The sequence below is a fragment of the Streptomyces malachitofuscus genome (genome assembly GCF_055571035.1).
Map to the genome: position 1 here is coordinate 141,702 of NZ_JBVIGA010000024.1, position 17,547 is coordinate 159,248.

The 17,547-nt window shown below is 72.4% G+C and carries 17 protein-coding genes and 1 pseudogene; 11 read left to right on the top strand and 7 right to left on the bottom strand.

Going from position 1 to position 17,547, the window contains the following annotated elements; translation table 11 throughout:
- The first annotated feature begins 34 nt into the window (after window positions 1–34).
- A complete protein-coding gene (locus ACZ44S_RS30130; protein ID WP_466934414.1) occupies window positions 35–1,675 on the top strand; it encodes an ABC-F family ATP-binding cassette domain-containing protein in 1,641 nt (546 codons plus the stop codon).
- On the opposite strand, the gene ACZ44S_RS30135 is transcribed toward ACZ44S_RS30130, so the two are convergent.
- The 3 genes from ACZ44S_RS30135 to ACZ44S_RS30145 all read right to left on the bottom strand — a co-directional run bounded on the left by ACZ44S_RS30135 (window position 1,672) and on the right by ACZ44S_RS30145 (window position 4,905).
- Window positions 1,672–2,229, bottom strand: coding sequence for a putative glycolipid-binding domain-containing protein (locus tag ACZ44S_RS30135; RefSeq protein WP_466934416.1), 558 nt, complete (start codon window positions 2,227–2,229; stop codon window positions 1,672–1,674). The two genes, ACZ44S_RS30130 and ACZ44S_RS30135, sit on opposite strands and share 4 nt — an antisense overlap.
- 75 nt (window positions 2,230–2,304) lie before the next feature.
- Window positions 2,305–4,668: a Tex family protein gene (locus ACZ44S_RS30140; RefSeq protein WP_466934417.1), complete on the bottom strand. Its 2,364-nt coding sequence runs from the start codon at window positions 4,666–4,668 to the stop codon at window positions 2,305–2,307.
- 105 nt (window positions 4,669–4,773) lie between these two features.
- The gene (locus ACZ44S_RS30145) at window positions 4,774–4,905 is read right to left on the bottom strand and encodes an LPFR motif small protein (protein ID WP_260605009.1); all 132 of its coding nucleotides are present in this window, start codon (window positions 4,903–4,905) and stop codon (window positions 4,774–4,776) included.
- 136 nt (window positions 4,906–5,041) lie between these two features.
- Here ACZ44S_RS30145 and ACZ44S_RS30150 point away from each other — a divergent pair, with 136 nt between their 5' ends.
- Complete coding sequence (locus ACZ44S_RS30150; protein ID WP_466934419.1) at window positions 5,042–6,010, top strand: GlxA family transcriptional regulator; 969 nt, start codon at window positions 5,042–5,044, stop codon at window positions 6,008–6,010.
- A 10-nt stretch (window positions 6,011–6,020) separates the two neighbouring features.
- Window positions 6,021–6,656 carry a DJ-1/PfpI family protein gene (locus tag ACZ44S_RS30155; protein ID WP_466934421.1) on the top strand — a complete coding sequence of 212 codons (636 nt, stop codon included), beginning with the start codon at window positions 6,021–6,023 and terminating at the stop codon, window positions 6,654–6,656.
- Here ACZ44S_RS30155 and ACZ44S_RS30160 read toward each other — a convergent pair.
- Window positions 6,625–7,398 (bottom strand): enoyl-CoA hydratase/isomerase family protein, encoded by a 774-nt coding sequence (locus tag ACZ44S_RS30160; protein ID WP_466934422.1) that lies wholly within the window; start codon window positions 7,396–7,398, stop codon window positions 6,625–6,627. The two genes, ACZ44S_RS30155 and ACZ44S_RS30160, sit on opposite strands and share 32 nt — an antisense overlap.
- Before the next feature lie 112 nt (window positions 7,399–7,510).
- Between ACZ44S_RS30160 and ACZ44S_RS30165 the strand changes: the two genes are divergently transcribed.
- Together ACZ44S_RS30165 and ACZ44S_RS30170 are read left to right on the top strand one after the other, a co-directional pair.
- Window positions 7,511–8,155 carry an HdeD family acid-resistance protein gene (locus ACZ44S_RS30165; protein WP_466934424.1) on the top strand — a complete coding sequence of 215 codons (645 nt, stop codon included), beginning with the start codon at window positions 7,511–7,513 and terminating at the stop codon, window positions 8,153–8,155.
- A gap of 136 nt (window positions 8,156–8,291) precedes the next feature.
- Window positions 8,292–8,750 carry an ATP-binding protein gene (locus ACZ44S_RS30170; protein WP_466934426.1) on the top strand — a complete coding sequence of 153 codons (459 nt, stop codon included), beginning with the start codon at window positions 8,292–8,294 and terminating at the stop codon, window positions 8,748–8,750.
- A gap of 14 nt (window positions 8,751–8,764) precedes the next feature.
- Here the strand turns inward: ACZ44S_RS30170 and idi are convergent, their stop codons facing one another.
- The 3 genes from idi to galE form a co-directional block, all read right to left on the bottom strand.
- Window positions 8,765–9,358, bottom strand: coding sequence for an isopentenyl-diphosphate Delta-isomerase (gene idi / locus ACZ44S_RS30175; protein ID WP_466934428.1), 594 nt, complete (start codon window positions 9,356–9,358; stop codon window positions 8,765–8,767).
- A gap of 265 nt (window positions 9,359–9,623) precedes the next feature.
- Window positions 9,624–10,562, bottom strand: coding sequence for a cation diffusion facilitator family transporter (locus ACZ44S_RS30180; protein ID WP_466934429.1), 939 nt, complete (start codon window positions 10,560–10,562; stop codon window positions 9,624–9,626).
- 132 nt (window positions 10,563–10,694) lie between these two features.
- Complete coding sequence (galE, locus tag ACZ44S_RS30185) at window positions 10,695–11,678, bottom strand: UDP-glucose 4-epimerase GalE (RefSeq protein WP_466934431.1); 984 nt, start codon at window positions 11,676–11,678, stop codon at window positions 10,695–10,697.
- 306 nt (window positions 11,679–11,984) lie between these two features.
- On the opposite strand from galE, the gene ACZ44S_RS30190 reads away from it, so the two are divergent.
- The 6 genes and pseudogenes from ACZ44S_RS30190 to ACZ44S_RS30215 all read left to right on the top strand — a co-directional run.
- On the top strand, window positions 11,985–13,817 hold the full coding sequence (locus tag ACZ44S_RS30190; protein ID WP_466934432.1) for a DUF5941 domain-containing protein: 1,833 nt from the start codon (window positions 11,985–11,987) through the stop codon (window positions 13,815–13,817).
- Complete coding sequence (locus ACZ44S_RS30195; RefSeq protein WP_466934434.1) at window positions 13,814–14,566, top strand: phosphocholine cytidylyltransferase family protein; 753 nt, start codon at window positions 13,814–13,816, stop codon at window positions 14,564–14,566. The genes ACZ44S_RS30190 and ACZ44S_RS30195 overlap by 4 nt, the downstream gene beginning before the upstream one ends.
- Window positions 14,554–15,615 (top strand): iron-containing alcohol dehydrogenase family protein, encoded by a 1,062-nt coding sequence (locus ACZ44S_RS30200; protein WP_466934436.1) that lies wholly within the window; start codon window positions 14,554–14,556, stop codon window positions 15,613–15,615. The genes ACZ44S_RS30195 and ACZ44S_RS30200 overlap by 13 nt, the downstream gene beginning before the upstream one ends.
- On the top strand, window positions 15,593–16,372 hold the full coding sequence (locus ACZ44S_RS30205) for a CDP-alcohol phosphatidyltransferase family protein (protein WP_466934437.1): 780 nt from the start codon (window positions 15,593–15,595) through the stop codon (window positions 16,370–16,372). Before ACZ44S_RS30200 ends, ACZ44S_RS30205 begins: the two co-directional genes overlap by 23 nt.
- Window positions 16,369–17,253, top strand: a complete 885-nt coding sequence (locus tag ACZ44S_RS30210; protein WP_466934439.1) for a glycosyltransferase family 2 protein — start codon at window positions 16,369–16,371, stop codon at window positions 17,251–17,253. The genes ACZ44S_RS30205 and ACZ44S_RS30210 overlap by 4 nt, the downstream gene beginning before the upstream one ends.
- A gap of 97 nt (window positions 17,254–17,350) precedes the next feature.
- Window positions 17,351–17,547, top strand: a pseudogene (locus ACZ44S_RS30215) (ABC transporter permease); the annotation flags it as partial.

The following is a 17,547-nucleotide window of genomic DNA, read 5'->3' on the forward strand; positions in this document are numbered from 1 at the left end:
CCGGGCACGCGCGGCGACTAGGATCGGCGGTCTCATGACTGCCACCCTCGTCGCCAAGAACCTCGCCGCCGGGCACGGCGACCGCGCGCTGTTCGCCGGGCTCGACCTCGTCGTCGCCCCCGGCGACGTGATCGGTCTGGTCGGTGCCAACGGAGCGGGCAAGTCCACGCTGCTGCGTCTGCTCGCCGGGCTCACCGCACCGGAGGAGGGCGAGCTGCGCCTCTCCCCGCCCACCGCGACCGTCGGTCATCTGCCGCAGGAGCCGGAGCGCCGGCCCGGCGAGACCGTGCGCGGCTTCCTGGCCCGCCGCACCGGAGTCGCCGAGGCCCAGCGCACCATGGACGAGGCGACCCAGGCACTGGTCGACGGTGCCCCCGGCGCGGACGACGCCTACGCCGCCGCTCTGGAGCGCTGGCTGTCCCTGGGCGGCGCCGATCTCGACGAGCGCGCCGAGGAGGTCGCCGGCACCCTCGGCCTGGCCGTCGGCCTGGACCAGCCGATGACCTCGCTCTCCGGCGGCCAGGCCGCCCGCGCCGGACTGGCCTCGCTCCTCCTCTCCCGCTACGACGTGTTCCTCCTCGACGAGCCGACCAACGACCTCGATCTGGACGGCCTGGAGCGCCTCGAACGCTTCGTCGGCGGGCTGCGCGCCGGAACGGTCGTCGTCAGCCACGACCGGGAGTTCCTCACCCGCACCGTCACCAAGGTCCTCGAACTCGACCTGGCCCAGCGGCGGATCAACCTCTACGGCGGTGGCTACGAGGCCTATCTGGAGGAGCGGGACGTGGCCCGCAGACACGCCCGGGACGAGTACGAGGAGTACGCCGACAAGCGGGCCGCCCTCCAGGACCGGGCGCAGATGCAGCGGGCCTGGATGGACAAGGGCGTGAAGAACGCCCGCCGCAAGGCGGGCAACGACAACGACAAGATCGGCCGCAAGTTCCGCAGCGAGGCCGGCGAGAAGCAGGCCGCCAAGGCCCGTCAGACACAGCGCATGATCGAACGCCTCGAGGTCGTCGAGGAGCCGCGCAAGGAGTGGGAACTGCGCATGGAGATCGCGGCGGCCCCGCGCTCCGGAGCGGTGGTGGCCACCCTGCGCGACGCCGAGGTGCGCCGCGGCGGCTTCACCCTCGGCCCGGTGTCCCTGGGGATCGACTGGGCGGACCGGGTGGCCGTCACCGGCGCCAACGGCGCGGGCAAGTCCACCCTGCTCGGCGCCCTGCTGGGCCGCGTCCCGCTCGACTTCGGCCACGCCGCCCTGGGCTCGGGCGTCCGGCTCGGCGAGGTCGACCAGGCCCGCGCGCTGTTCCACGGGCCGGAAACCCTGCTCGACGCGTTCCGCCCGGCGGTCCCCGGTCTGGAACCGTCCGACATCCGCACCCTGCTGGCCAAGTTCGGCCTCAAGGCGGACCACGTCGTGCGCCCCGCGGCCACCCTCTCCCCGGGGGAGCGCACCCGCGCGGCCCTCGCCCTCCTCCAGGGCCGCGGCGTCAACCTGCTCGTCCTCGACGAGCCGACCAACCACCTCGACCTGCCCGCCATCGAACAGCTGGAGTCGGCCCTGGACGCCTACGAAGGCACCCTGCTGCTGGTCACCCACGACCGCCGCATGCTGGACGCGGTCCGTGTGACCCGCCGTCTGGAGGTCGCCGACGGCAAGGTGACCGAGCGCTAACGGGCGGTCAGCCGACGACCCAGGCGCGGGTAGTCGACGACGCAGCCGTCGTCGTCGAACTCCAGGTCGCTGCTGAAGTCCCCCGACGCGTAGCGGACGCGCCGGGGGCCCAGATGCGTGTACGTCTGCCGCGACGGACGCACCCCGAGGTCGGGCACGGACACCCACGCCATCAGGAACTCCCGCTCGCCCGGCCGTCGGTGCAGTTCGCCCCGCAGCACCGGCATGGTGTTGGTCAGCGGGCACAGCCCCAGATCGCAGTCGAGCGCGCCGGCGAGCCCGGGCAGGCGCTCACCGTTCGCCGTCCAACCGCCGTGGCCGTCGTGCAGCAGATCGAGCGTGCGGGTGCCGGAGGCGTCCTCGGCCGTCACCGTCAGCCGCCTGGTCACGAAACCGTCCGCGGTCTCGAGGCCGTAGGTGATCCAGTACGGCTCCGGGACGGTCCCGACGGCCCGGCCGCGGGCGCGCAGCGACCCATCGCCGAACTCGACCCAGGCCGTCTCCAAGCCTCCGCTCGCGGTGACGTCCCACGTGATGACGCGTGATCCCGGCATGCGGCCACCCTACGCGCGGCGCGGGCCCGGCTCCTCGCACCGCCGCGCGGGACCCGGGCCCGGAGGCGGGACCGCTCAGCGCCTGCCGCTCTTCGGGTCGACCAGGCCGGCCCGGCGCAGGGCGTCGGCCATCGCGCTGTTCGCCGGCGCGGGCGCCTGCCGCGAGCCGCCGCCACCGCCGCCGCGAGCCTGCCGCTGCTGCGGCGGACGGCCGCCGCGCTGCCGGCGCTCACCGCCGGATGCCTGGCCCTGCGGCGAGGCCTCGTCGTCCAGCCGCAGCGTCAGCGAGATCCGCTTGCGCGGGATGTCCACGTCGAGGACCTTCACCTTGACGATGTCACCCGGCTTCACCACGTCCCGCGGGTCCTTGACGAACGTCTTCGACATCGCGGACACGTGCACCAGACCGTCCTGGTGCACACCGACGTCCACGAACGCCCCGAACGCGGCGACATTCGTGACGACACCCTCCAGCACCATCCCGGAGGACAGGTCGGAGATCTTCTCCACGCCCTCCTTGAAGACGGCCGTCCGGAACGCGGGCCGCGGGTCACGGCCCGGCTTCTCCAGTTCCTTGAGGATGTCCGTGACGGTCGGCAGACCGAACGTGTCGTCCACGAAGTCCTGCGGCCGCAGCGACCGCAGCACCCCTGTGTTCCCGATCAGCGAGGCGACCTCCTCACCGGAGGTCTTCACCATGCGCCGCACGACCGGGTAGGCCTCGGGGTGCACGCTTGAGGAGTCCAGCGGGTCGTCGCCGCCGCGGATCCGCAGGAAGCCCGCGCACTGCTCGTAGGCCTTCGGACCGAGCCGCGCCACCTTCTTCAGCTCGCCGCGCGACCGGAACGGCCCGTTGGAGTCCCGGTGCGCCACGATGTTCTCGGCGAGGCCGGAGGTGATGCCGGAGACCCGGGCGAGCAGCGGCGCCGACGCGGTGTTGACGTCCACACCCACGCCGTTCACACAGTCCTCGACCACCGCGTCGAGCGAACGCGACAGCTTCACCTCGGACAGGTCGTGCTGGTACTGGCCGACGCCGATCGACTTGGGGTCGATCTTCACCAGCTCGGCCAGCGGATCCTGGAGCCGCCGCGCGATCGACACCGCGCCGCGCAACGACACGTCCATGTCCGGCAGTTCCTGCGAGGCGAAGGCGGAGGCCGAGTACACGGAGGCGCCCGCCTCGGAGACCATCACCTTCGTCAGCTTCAGCTCGGGGTGCTTGGCGATGAGCTCACCGGCGAGTTTGTCGGTCTCACGGGACGCCGTGCCGTTGCCGATCGCGATCAGTTCGACCGCGTGCTCCTTCGCCAGCCGCGCCAGCTTGGCGATCGACTCGTCCCACCGGTTCGCCGGGACGTGCGGATGGATCACGTCCGTGGCCACGACCTTGCCGGTCGCGTCCACCACGGCGACCTTCACACCCGTACGGAAGCCCGGGTCGAGACCGAGCGTGGCGCGCGTACCGGCGGGGGCGGCGAGCAGCAGATCCCGGAGGTTCGCCGCGAACACCCGCACCGCCTCGTCCTCGGCGGCGGTCCGCAGCCGGAGCCTGATGTCGATCCCCAGGTGCACCAGGATGCGGGTGCGCCAGGCCCAGCGGACCGTGTCGCCCAGCCACTTGTCCGCCGGCCGCCCCCGGTCGGCGATCCCGAAGCGGTGCGCGACGATCCCCTCGTACGACGACGGCCCGTCCGCCTGCTCCTCGGGCTCCAGGACGAGGTCGAGGACCTCCTCCTTCTCGCCGCGCAGCATGGCCAGGACGCGGTGCGAGGGCAGCTCGGTGAACGGCTCGGCGAAGTCGAAGTAGTCGGCGAACTTCGCTCCCGCCTCCTCCTTGCCCTCGCGTACCTTCGCGGCCAGCCGCCCGCGCACCCACATCCGCTCGCGCAGCTCGCCGATCAGGTCGGCGTCCTCCGAGAACCGCTCGGTGAGGATCGCCCGCGCGCCGTCCAGCGCGGCCTGCGGATCCGCGACCCCCTTGTCGGCGTCCACGAACGCGGCGGCCGCGGCGAGGGGCTCGACACCCGGATCCCCGAGCAGCCCCTCCGCCAGCGGCTCGAGACCCGCCTCGCGCGCGATCTGCGCCTTGGTGCGCCGCTTCGGCTTGAACGGCAGATAGATGTCCTCCAGGCGCGCCTTGGTCTCCGCGCCCCGGATCCGGGCCTGAAGCTCCTCGGTCAGCTTGCCCTGTTCGCGCACCGACTCCAGGATCGCCGTCCGACGCTCCTCCAGCTCCCGCAGATAGCGCAGCCGCTCCTCGAGCGTGCGCAGCTGCGCGTCGTCGAGCATCTCGGTCGCTTCCTTGCGGTAGCGGGCGATGAAGGGCACCGTCGAACCGCCGTCGAGCAGTTCGACGGCGGCCCTGACCTGCCGCTCCCGTACGCCGAGCTCTTCGGCGATCCTGCCTTCGATGGACCCTGCGAGGGGTGTCGTCACGTTCCCGTACCGCCTTCTCCACTGAGGTTGCGCGGCAATTGTGGCAGGTGACGCCGACAATCGGGGATCAGGGCGGCGACGCGCCCGAGGACCGCACGGGCGGCGTCAGGCGCGACGGCCGCGCGTGGCGGACGAGGCCCCGCCGAACAGCCGGGCGAGGGCCCTGAACGGCAGCGTCACGACGGTGGCGATGGCGCCGCCGATCTGGCGCAGGACATCTGCGATGGCACGGAACACGTTGCTCCCCTTTCGTACTCCCGGCCTTCCCGGCCGGGAGTACTCCGGGTACCTCGTCCACGCTTCAACATGCATGGCAGAAAAGGTGGGGAAACCGTCGTTGCGGCCACCACGGGCGTCGCGAAGAATCGTCCGCATGGCGCAGCGAACCGTTCTCGTGGTCCTGTTCGACGGGGTCCAGAGCCTCGATGTCACCGGGCCCGTGGAGGTGTTCGCGGGCGCCGAGAAGCACACCCCGGGCACCTACCGGCTGTGCACCGCCTCCCTGGACGGGGCCCCGGTGCGGACGACCAGCGGACTGACCGTCGTACCGGACCGGGCCCTGGCCGACGCGCCGGAGCCGCACACCCTGCTCGTGCCCGGGGGACAGGGCAGCCGCCGGCCCGACCCGGGGCTGACCGACTGGCTGCGCCGGCACGGACCGCGTGCCGAGCGGCTGGTCTCCGTCTGCACGGGAGCCGTCCTGCTCGCCGGAGCCGGGCTGCTGGACGGCCGCCGCGCCACCACCCACTGGGCCTACAGCGACCGGCTCGCGCGGGACCACCCGGCCGTCGAGGTCGACCCGGACCCCATCTACATCCGGGACGGCCACGTCGCCACGTCCGCCGGAGTCACCTCGGGCATCGACCTGGCCCTCGCCCTGGTCGAGGAGGACCTCGGCCGTGAGGCGGCCCTCACCGTCGCCCGGCACCTGGTGGTCTTCCTGCGCCGGCCGGGGAACCAGGCCCAGTTCAGCGCCCAGCTCGCCGCCCAGACCGCGCAACGCGAGCCGCTGCGCGAGGTCCAGCAGTGGATCACCGAGCACCCCGACGCCGATCTGACCGTCGAGGCGCTCGCGGCCCGTGCGGCCCTCTCGCCACGCCACTTCGCCCGCGCCTTCCAGCACGAGACCGGTATGACACCGGGCCGCTACGTCGACCGGGTGCGGCTCGAACACGCCCGGCGTCTGCTGGAGGACACCGGCGACGGTGTCGAGGAGATCTCCCGCGCCAGCGGCTACGGCACCCCCGAGGCGATGCGCCGCGCCTTCGTCCGGACCCTCGGGTCGTCGCCGGCGGAGTACCGCCGCCGCTTCCGGCCCGCCCCTTCACCCACCCGCGCCTGAAAGGCCGCCCATGCAGATCGCCATCGTCCTCTTCGACCGCTTCACCGCCCTCGACGCCGTGGGCCCCTACGAGACCCTCGGCCGTCTCCCGGACGCGGAGACCGTGTTCGTCGCCGAACGGACCGGGCCCGTGCGCACCGACACCGGCGCGCTCGCCCTCACCGCCGACCGGACCCTGGCCGACGTCCCGCGCCCGGACATCGTCGTCGTCCCCGGCGGCCCCGGACAGACGCCCCAGATGGAGAACGAGGCCCTGCTGGACTGGCTGCGCGCGGCCGACGCGTCCAGCACCTGGACGACGTCCGTGTGCACCGGATCCCTGCTGCTGGCCGCGGCCGGACTCCTCCGGGGGCGCCGGGCCACCTCCCACTGGCTGGCCCTCGGCCACCTGGAGAGGTTCGGTGCCGAGCCGACCGGGGAGCGCGTGGTGACCGACGGCAAGTACGTCACCGCCGCCGGCGTCTCCTCCGGCATCGACATGGGGCTCACCCTGCTCGGCCGGATCGCCGGCGAGGAGCACGCCCAGTCCGTGCAGCTGCTCACCGAGTACGACCCGCAGCCGCCCTACGACGCCGGATCGCCCGAGAAGGCGCCCGCGCACCTGGTCGAGGAGTTCAGGTCGCGGAGCCGCTTCGTGCTGACGTAGACACGCTCCAGGTGAAGTGGGGCGGCCGCCGCTCCAGGAACGCGGCGACCCCCTCCTCGGTGTCGCCGCTCTCCCGTGCCCGCTCGCTCCAGTAGGCGTCCCGGTCGGTCCGGCCGTCGGCGAACTCCTTCGCCGCTCCCTGCGTCAGCTGCGAGCGGGACACCAGAATCCGCGTGAACTCCGCGACCCGCCCGTCCAGTTCGCCCTCGGGGAGCACCTCGTCCACCAGTTTGGTGCGCAGGGCCCGCCCGGTCCCGATCAACTCGCCCGAGAACAACAGGTACTTGGCGGTCGCCGGCCCCACCAGCGACACCAGCCGGCGGGTGGCGGAGGCCGGGTAGACGATGCCGAGCTTCGCCGGTGTCACCCCGAACCGCGCGCCCTCCTCGGCGAACCGCAGGTCGCAGGCCGCCGCCAGCTGCGCACCGCCGCCCACACAGTGGCCGCGGACCGCCGCCAGGGTCGGCTTGGGGAAGGCGGCGAGCGCCTCCTCCGCCGCCGCGGCCAGCCGTTGTGCCTCCGCAGGCGACCCGCGCAGCGTGGAAATGTCCGCCCCGGCGCAGAACGTGGAACCGTGACCGGTGAGCACCAGCACCCGTACGCCGGGGTCGGCCGCCAGCGTGTCCAGCAGGGGCGGCAGGGATGCCCACATCGCGGCCGTCATGGCGTTGCGCTTCGCCGGATGGCGGATGACGACCGTGGCGACCGAGTCGGTGACGCTGTGCAGCAGCTGCGGCTCCATGGGCCGGATGCTATCCGTCCCGGTCGCAGCGCCCGCGGTCAGGAGTGCCGCGGGCGTTACGTCCGGGGGGCGAGGGGGACTGGGGAAGGGGGACGAGAATCGGGAGGCACCCATGGCCAAGTCCGCCGGGACCGTCAAGCCCAAGGGCGAGGCGGCCAAACTGAGTCGCGGCTTCAGCTGGCTCGCCCTACTCGGAGTGATCCTGGTCGTCGCCGGGCTGGTCGGTCTGGTGTACACGGGTGTCGCCACCCTGACCTCGATGCTGCTGTTCGGCTGGCTGCTGCTGATCGGCGGGGTGATCGGACTGCTGCACGCCGTCCAGGCGCGGCACACCAACTTCTTCTGGCTCGGCGTGGTCGTCGCGGCGCTGAACATCGCGGCCGGTGTGGTGGTGCTGAAGACGCCGGAGGCGGCGGCCGAGGCGCTGACCATGTTCGCTGCGCTGCTCTTCCTCACCGGTGGGCTGTTCCGGCTGGTCGGCAGCCTGGTGGTGCGTGGCCCGCAGTTCGGCTGGACCCTGGTCCAGGGGGCCTTCGGTCTGCTGCTCGGCATCCTGGTGCTGGCCACCTGGCCGAGCAGCAGCAAGTACGTCATCGGAACGTTCTTCTCGCTCTCCCTGCTCTTCGACGGGCTGGGCCTGATCGCCACCGGTTACGGGGGACGCCAGATCGTCGGCATGGTCTCCGACCGGCTGGCCGGTGAGGAGGCGGGAGGTGCGGCAGGAGGACCGGCCTCCAAACCCGTACAACCCGAATAGTGCGCCGACCGGCACAAGACGTACGGGAACGGTCCCGCATTCGACGCTGTCATACGCCAACAGTCGTAAACGCTCGATATGTGCTGACTTCTGTTCAGCGTCGAAGTGCGGAGCCGATCGGTCCAACACTCGACGTGTGGTGACAATCGAGCGTGAGAGTGGCGATCCGCTGCCGTACGAAGGTGTCTGGCGGTTCACCGCCCCGGCCGTGGACGCCTCGGTCCCCCAGGCCCGCCACGCCGTGCGGGACCTGCTGCTGCGGCAGGGCGTGCCGGTCGCGGACGAGGTGGTCCAGGGGCTGCTGCTGATCGTCTCGGAACTGGTCACCAACGCCGTGCGGCACGCGGCGCTGCTGTCCCCGATGCTCGGCGTCGAGGTCGCCGTCGGCGCCGAGTGGATCCGGGTGTCCGTGGAGGACAACCACCCTTACCGTCCCACCGCCCTGGAGACAGACCACGCCCGTACCGGCGGCCGCGGACTGCTCCTGGTACGCGAGATCACCCGTGAGGCAGGCGGGGCGTGCGAGGTCGAGCACACCGCGACCGGCGGCAAGGTGATCTGGGCCGCCCTGCCGCTCAAGCCCGCGCAGCTCTAGAACGCAAGCCCTGGTCACCAGCCCGCCGACGGCCCCGTCAGTTCCCTCACCGCCGGGCGCGCGGCGTCCAGCACGGTCATGAACCACGCGGAGAAGGTGTCCTTCGCGTGCCGCTCCGCCAGCTCGCCCGGAGTCACGAACGCCGTGGCCGCCACCTCCTCCGGGTCCGGCCGCACCGGCGACTGCACCATGCCCACGAAGAGGTGGTTGAACTCCTGCTCCACCAGGCCCGAGGCCGGGTCCGGGTGGTTGTAGCGGACGGTGCCGGCCTCGGCGAGCAAGGAGGGGGACACCCCCAGCTCCTCGAAGGTCCGCCGCGCCGCCGCCGCGAACGGCGCCTCACCGGGGTACGGGTGGCCGCAGCAGGTGTTGGACCACACACCGGGGGAGTGGTACTTGCCCAGCGCCCGCTGCTGGACCAGCAGCCGCCCGCGCTCGTCGAACAGGAACACCGAGAACGCCCGGTGCAGCTGTCCCGGCGGCTGATGGGCTGCGAGCTTCTCCGCGGTGCCGATCGTCACGCCGTCCTCGTCGACCAGTTCCAGCACGATCTGCTCGGTGGTGCCGCTCGACGGGCTGTTCGTCGCGGTGGCAGGTGTGATCGGCATACCCATCCTTCACTCGGTCTTCGCGCCCAAGTCTGCCGCACGAATCCGGCACTCCCGGCACTCCGGTCTTCGCCCGCATGTCCCGCGCCGGGGCGCGGACGCGGTCGTACCGGCCGGAGGACGGAACCGGACCCCGGACTGAGCGTGCCCGCGCCGGCCCCGGGAAATGCGGCCGCCACGGGTGCTGTGGAGGAAGGGACGCCGCCATGGGGGCGGACGGCTGCGTTCCCCGGCGCACGGGGGTGCCGGGGGCGCTGGAGACCGGTCAGTGGCAGAGACGCGCCTCGTGCTCGGCGTGCCCCCGGGGCTCCAGCTGGAAGGTGCAGTGCTCCACGTCGAAGTGGTCGCCCAGACAGCCCTGGAGCTCGTGCAGCATCTTCTCGTGCCCGATGGCGCTCAGGACCTCGGAGCTGACGACCACGTGCGCGGACAGCACCGGCATCCCCGAGGTGATCGTCCAGGCGTGGAGATCGTGGACGTCCTCCACGCCGTCCGTGGCGAGGATGTGCTCCCGCACCTGGGCCATGTCCACGCCCTTGGGGGCCGCCTCCAGCAGGACGTCCAGTGTCTCGCGCAGCAGCTTCACGGTGCGGGGCACGATCATCAGTGCGATCAGCAGCGAGGCGACCGCGTCGGCGGCCGTCCAGCCGGTGGTCAGGATCACCAGCGCGGAGAGCATCACCGCGACCGAGCCGAGCGCGTCGGCCGCCACCTCCAGGAAGGCGCCGCGCACGTTCAGGCTCTCCTTCTGCCCGCGCATCAGCAGGGTCAGCGACACGAGGTTGGCGACCAGGCCGATCGCGCCGAACACCATGGCCAGCCCGCCGTCGGTGCCTGCCGGGGTGACGAACCGCTCGATCGCCTCGAACAGCACGTAGCCGCCCACACCGAGCAGCAGCAGACAGTTGGCCAGCGCGGCGAGGATCTCCGCGCGGGCGAGCCCGAAGGTGCGCTGCTCGCTCGGCGGGCGGCCCGCGAAGTGGATCGCGAGCAGCGCCATGCCCAGGCCCACGGCGTCCGTCGCCATGTGGGCCGCGTCCGCGACCAGCGCCAGCGAGTCGGCCAGCAGACCGCCGACGATCTGGACCACCATGACGCCGAGCGTGATCGCCAGCGCGATCCGCAGCCTGCCGCGGTACGCCGCGCTCGCCGTCCCGCCGGCAGGCCCGCCGTGCGCGTGCCCGTGATCGTGCCCAGCCCCCATGGGTGCCGCCGCCCTTCCGTGACCGTCTCCTGAGGCACAGTGAACTACGGGTGGGGGGTATGGGGCAACGCGGCACTGAACACCGTTGTCATGTGCCCTGACCTGCGAAAACGATCCGCAGGTCAGGGCCTGTCAGCGGCCGTCCGCGGTGGCCTGGTGCAGTTGCCAGCCCTGCCAGGCCGAGTCGACCATCTCGCGCACCGAACGGCGCGCGGTCCAGCCGAGCCGCTCCCTCGCGAGCGCGGAGGAGGCCACCGCGCGCGGGGCGTCGCCGGGGCGGCGGGGCTCCACGAGCGGGGCCCGGGTGTCGCCGGTGACCTCGCCGACGGTCGTGATCAGCTCGCGCACCGAGACGCCCTCGCCGCGGCCGATGTTCACCGTCAGGTCCCCGGCCGGCTTGCCCTCCGACAGCCCCCGGGCCGCCGCCAGGTGCGCCTCGGCCAGATCGGCCACGTGGATGTAGTCCCGCACACACGTACCGTCCGGCGTCGGATAGTCGTCGCCGAAGATGCGCGGGGCCTCGTCGCGGGTGAGCCGGTCGAACACCATCGGCACGATGTTGAAGACACCGGTGTCGGCCAGCTCCGGCGCCGCCGCTCCCGCCACGTTGAAGTAGCGCAGGCACACCGTGCCCATGCCGTGCGCCCGGCCGGCCGCCCGCACCAGCCACTCCCCGGCGAGCTTGGTCTCGCCGTAGGGGTTGACCGGGGCGCAGGGAGTGTCCTCCGTGATGAGGTCCGCACGGGGGTCGCCGTAGACGGCGGCGGAGGAGGAGAAGACGAAGCGCCGGACACCGGCCTCCGCGACGGCGTCCAGGAGTGTCGCGAGTCCGCCCACGTTCTCCCGGTAGTACCGGGTCGGCTGCGCCACGGATTCGGCGACCTGCTTGCGCGCGGCGAGATGCAGCACCCCCGTCACCTCGTGCTCGGCGAGCGTCCGCTTGAGCAGCTCGCCGTCCAGGGACGAGCCCCTGACCAGCGGCACGTCGGCGGGAAGCCGTCCCGGTACGCCGGCCGAGAGGTCGTCCAGGGCGACGACGCTCTCCCCGGCACCTGTCATGGCGCGCACCACATGTGCCCCGATGTAACCGGCTCCGCCGGTGATCAGCCAAGTCATGGTCGACCACCCTATGCCGCCTGGCAGCGGCGGCCCCGATGCCGGCTCGGTGCACCCCGATGTCCCGAAACGACGGGTCCTGTCCGTTCCGGAGGCGCGGTTTGTGGGCCGGGCCCCGCATCCCCGATGATGATCGCGGCACAGGCGCGGGCGAACCTCGTCGTTCCAACCGCCGAACGGGCGGTGAACGCGGGCTTCCGGGTATCCGATAGCCTCTGCCGACATGCCGCCCGGAGGCCACCCACGGGCGCCTCACCATGTACATGACCGGCGTGGACGCGTCGGCACCCAGGGAGTGAGATTCGGTTGTCGACCGCCATCCTCACCGGCCAGCCGGTCCCCGGTTCGTCACTCGAGGGCGACCTGCGCTCCCTCGGTTTCGACGTACGGATCGCCTCCGGCACCGCCGAGGCCGAGACCCTGCTCGCCGGGGTGCCCGCGGGTCAGCGGGTCGCCGTGGTCGACGCCCGGTTCGTGGGGCATGTGCACGCGCTGCGCCTCGGTCTCACCGACCCCCGCTTCCCGATCTCCGCCATCCCCGGCGCCGTCACCGCCCAGCAGGCCGGCCGCCAGGCCCTCACCCGCGCGATGGCCCGCGAGAACTCGGCGGACGAGGCGCCCGGGAGCGGCACCACCCTCGTCGACTGCCTCGCCGACCGCGTCGTCACCGCCCTCGACACCGAGGGCGCCGGCGTGCACCGCCCCGAGCTCGGCAGCCTCGTCGCCACCGTCCCCGCCGACCCCCAGACCCGCAACGAGGCGCGGCAGGCCGTCGCCGCCGTCGACGACGAGGCCATACGCCTGAAGTCCGCCGTCAAGGCCCGCGACGGCTTCTTCACCACCCACTTCATCAGCCCGTACTCCCGCTACATCGCCCGCTGGTGCGCCCGCCGCGGACTGACCCCCAACCAGGTCACCACCGCCTCGCTGCTCACCGCGCTCATAGCGGCCGGCTGCGCGGCCACCGGCACCCGCGGCGGCTTCGTCGCCGCCGGCCTTCTGCTCCTCGCCTCGTTCGTGCTGGACTGCACCGACGGGCAGCTGGCCCGCTACTCCCTGCAGTACTCCACCCTCGGCGCCTGGCTCGACGCCACCTTCGACCGCGCCAAGGAGTACGCCTACTACGCCGGTCTCGCCCTCGGCGCGGCCCGCGGCGGGGACGACGTATGGGCCCTCGCCCTCGGCGCGATGGTCCTGCAGACCTGCAGACACGTGGTCGACTTCTCCTTCAACGAGGCCAACCACGACGCCACCGCGCTCGGTAAATTGTCGCTGGCCAGCCCCACCGCCGCGCTCTCCGACAAGCTGGACAGCGTCGGATGGACGGTCTGGGTGCGCCGCATGATCGTCCTGCCGATCGGTGAACGCTGGGCCATGATCGCCGTCCTCACGGCCCTCACCACCCCCCGGATCACCTTCTACGCGCTGCTCATCGGCTGCGCCTTCGCCGCGACGTACACCACGGCCGGCCGCGTCCTGCGCTCGCTGACCCGCAAGGCGAAGCGGACCGACCGGGCGGCACAGGCGCTGGCGGACCTCACCGACTCCGGTCCGCTCGCGGAGGGCCTGGGCGGCCGGCTGACGAAGCCCGCGCGCCGGCTGCCGGGCTTCGCCGCCCCCGCCGTCGCCCTGCTCGGCGGCCTCGCCGTCGTCGCGACGGCCTGGCTCACCGGCTTCGGCGGCCCATGGACGGCCGTCGCCGCCTGCGTCTACGTCCTGACCTCGGCCCTCGCCGTCGCCCGCCCCCTCAAGGGCCCCCTCGACTGGCTGGTCCCCCCGTTCTTCCGCGCCGCCGAATACGGCACCGTCCTCGCGCTGGCGGCCACCGCGGACGTGAACGGAGCCCTTCCGGCGGCCTACGGGCTGGTGGCCGCGGTCGCCTACCATCACTACGACACGGTCTACCGGATCCGCGGCAACGCGGGCGCGTCCCCGCGTTGGCTGGTGCGGGCGATCGGCGGACACGAGGGCCGCACCCTGGCGGTCGCCGTGCTCGCGGCCGTGCTCACCGCCTCTCAATTCACCGTCGCGCTCACGGTGCTCGCCGTGGCCGTGGCTCTTCTGGTGCTCGCCGAGAGCATCCGCTTCTGGGTGTCCGCAGGGGCGCCCGCCGTACACGACGAAGGAGAACCCGCATGATCGGCCTCGTGCTGGCGGCCGGCGCCGGACGCCGTCTGCGCCCCTACACCGACACCCTGCCCAAGGCGCTGGTGCCGGTGGGGCCCGCGGGCATAGAGGGTGAGCCGACGGTCCTGGACCTGACCCTCGCCAACTTCGCCGAGATCGGGCTGACCGAGGTCGGTGTCATCGTCGGCTACCGCAAGGAGGCCGTGTACGAGCGCAAGGCGGCCCTGGAGGCGAAGTACGGGCTGAAGCTGACGCTCATCGACAACGACAAGGCCGAGGAGTGGAACAACGCCTACTCGCTGTGGTGCGGGCGTGACGCCCTCAAGGACGGTGTGATCCTCGCCAACGGCGACACGGTGCACCCGGTGTCGGTGGAGAAGACCCTGCTGGCCGCGCGCGGTGACGGCAGGAGGATCATCCTCGCGCTGGACACGGTGAAGAAGCTCGCCGACGAGGAGATGAAGGTCGTCGTCGACCCGGAGAAGGGGATGACGCGGATCACCAAGCTGATGGACCCGGCGGAGGCGACCGGTGAGTACATCGGTGTCACGCTCATCGAGGGCGAGGCGGCCGGGGAGCTGGCCGACGCGCTGAAGGCCACCTTCGAGCGCGACCCGCAGCTGTACTACGAGGACGGCTACCAGGAGCTGGTGAACCGCGGCTTCCGGATCGACGTGGCGCCGATCGGCGACGTCAAGTGGGTCGAGATCGACAACCACGACGACCTCGCCCGCGGACGGGAGATCGCGTGCCAGTACTGACCCGGCTCATCCCCTCGCCGGTCGTCGTCGACATCCGCCCGGGCGCCCTCGACGACCTCGCCTGCGTCCTCGCCGACGAACGCATCTCCCAGTCGGGCAGACTCGCGATCGCCGTCAGCGGCGGTTCGGGCGCCCGGCTGCGCGAGCGGATCGCACCCTCGCTGCCCGGCGCCACCTGGTACGAGGTGGGCGGCGGCACCATCGACGACGCCGTCCGGCTGGCGAGCGACATACAGGGCGGCCACTACGACGCGGTCGTCGGACTCGGCGGCGGAAAGATCATCGACTGCGCCAAGTTCGCCTCGGCGCGCGTCGGCCTGCCCCTGGTCGCCGTCGCCACCAACCTGGCGCACGACGGCCTGTGCTCGCCGGTGGCGACCCTCGACAACGACGCGGGCCGCGGCTCCTACGGCGTGCCCAACCCGATCGCGGTGGTCATCGACCTCAACGTCATCCGGGAGGCCCCCGTCCGGTTCGTGCGCTCCGGCATCGGCGACGTCATCTCCAACATCTCCGCGGTCGCCGACTGGGAGCTGTCCCACCGCGTCAACGGCGAGAAGATGGACGGCCTCGCCGCCGCCATGGCCCGGCAGGCCGGCGAGGCCGTGCTGCGCCACCCCGGCGGAGTCGGCGACGACGGCTTCCTCCAGGTGCTGGCCGAGGCCCTGGTCCTCACCGGCATCGCCATGTCGGTGTCGGGCGACTCCCGCCCCTCCTCCGGCGCCTGCCACGAGATCAACCACGCCTTCGACCTGCTCTACCCCAAGCGCGCCGCCGCCCACGGGGAGCAGTGCGGGCTGGGCGCCGCCTTCGCGATGTATCTGCGCGGGGCGCACGAGGAGTCGGCGGCCATGGCCGAGGTGCTGCGCCGGCACGGGCTTCCGGTGCTGCCGGAGGAGATCGGATTCACGGTGGACGAGTTCGTCCGCGCCGTGGAGTTCGCCCCGGAGACCCGCCCCGGCCGCTTCACCATCCTCGAACACCTCGACCTGAAGACCGACCAGATCAAGGACACCTACGCCGACTATGTCAAGGCCATCGGTAGCTGAACTCCGTCCGGTCGTGCACCCCGCCGGGGTCAAGGACCGGCGCAGCGGTGAGCACTGGATGGGGCGCCTCTACATGCGCGAGGTGTCCCTCCGGGTGGACCGCTACCTGGTGAACACCAGGGTCACGCCCAACCAGCTCACATACCTGATGACCGTCTTCGGCGTCCTCGCGGCCCCGGCCCTGCTGGTGCCGGGGATCGCCGGGGCCGTCCTCGGCGTGGTCATGGTCCAGCTGTACCTGCTGCTGGACTGCGTCGACGGCGAGGTCGCGCGCTGGAAGAAGCAGTACTCGCTCGGCGGGGTCTACCTGGACCGCGTCGGCGCCTACCTGTGCGACGCCGCCGTCCTGGTCGGGCTCGGCCTGCGCGCCGCCGACCTGTGGGGTTCCGGGCGCATCGACTGGCTGTGGGCCTTCCTCGGCACCCTGGCCGCGCTCGGCGCGATCCTGGTCAAGGCCGAGACCGACCTGGTCGGGGTCGCCCGCCACCAGGGCGGACTGCCCCCGGTGAAGGAGGCCGCGTCCGAGCCGCGCTCCTCCGGCATGGCGCTGGCCCGCAGGGCCGCCGCCGCGCTCAAGTTCCACCGGCTCATCCTCGGCATCGAGGCGTCCCTGCTGATCCTGCTCCTCGCGATCCTGGACGCCACCCGGGGCGACCTGTTCTTCACCCGCCTCGGCACCGCCGTGCTCGCCGGCATCGCCCTGCTGCAGACGGTGCTGCACCTGGTGTCCGTCCTGGCGTCCAGCAGGCTGAAATGAGCACCGGCATGAAGGTCGGCGCGGTGATCATCACGATGGGCAACCGCCCCGACGAACTGCGCGCCCTGCTGGACTCGGTCGCGGGGCAGGACGGCGACCCGGTCCAGGTCGTGGTCGTCGGCAACGGCTCGCCCGTGCCCGAGGTCCCCGAGGGCGTGCGCACCGTCGAGCTGCCGGAGAACCTCGGCATCCCCGGCGGCCGCAACATCGGCATCGAGGCCTTCGGCCCCGGCGGCCGGGACGTCGACATCCTGCTCTTCCTCGACGACGACGGCCTGCTCGCCGGCCACGACACCGCCGAGCTGTGCCGCGAGGCCTTCGCGGCCGACCCGAGGCTCGGCATCATCAGCTTCCGCATCGCCGACCCGGAGACCGGAGTCACCCAGCGCCGCCACGTGCCGCGGCTGCGCGCCTCCGACCCGATGCGCTCCTCCCGCGTGACCACCTTCCTCGGGGGCGCCAACGCCGTGCGCACCAAGGTCTTCGCCGAGGTCGGCGGGCTGCCGGACGAGTTCTTCTACGCCCACGAGGAGACCGATCTGGCCTGGCGGGCTCTCGACGCCGACTGGATGATCGACTACCGGGCCGACATGGTGCTGTACCACCCGACGACCGCCCCCTCCCGGCACGCGGTCTACCACCGCATGGTCGCCCGGAACCGGGTCTGGCTCGCCCGCCGCAACCTTCCCGTCCCCCTCGTCCCGGTCTACCTGGGCGCGTGGGTCCTCCTCACCCTCGTACGCCGTCCTTCGCGCCCGGCCCTGAGGGCCTGGCTCGGCGGGTTCCGCGAGGGCCTGACCACCCCCTGCGGTCCCCGCCGGCCCATGAAGTGGCGTACGGTGTGGCGGCTGACCCGACTGGGCCGGCCCCCGGTCATCTGACAAGCTCGTGTCCGGGACCGCCGGGGCCGTACCCGGGCACCCGGCTCATGTCAGGCCCGCGCGGGCCGCGCATCCCGAGGACGAAAGTTTTCCGCCAGTGAGTGAGACAACGCACGACGACACGGTCGCGGTCACCGCGGCCGTGTCGCCCGACGAGGGCCTCACGGCGGCCCAGCTGGCCGCCAAGTACGGGCTGTCCGTCAGCGGCGCCCGGCCGTCCCTCATCGAGTACGTCCGTCAGCTCTGGGGCCGGCGGCACTTCATCCTCGCCTTCTCCCAGGCGAAGCTCACCGC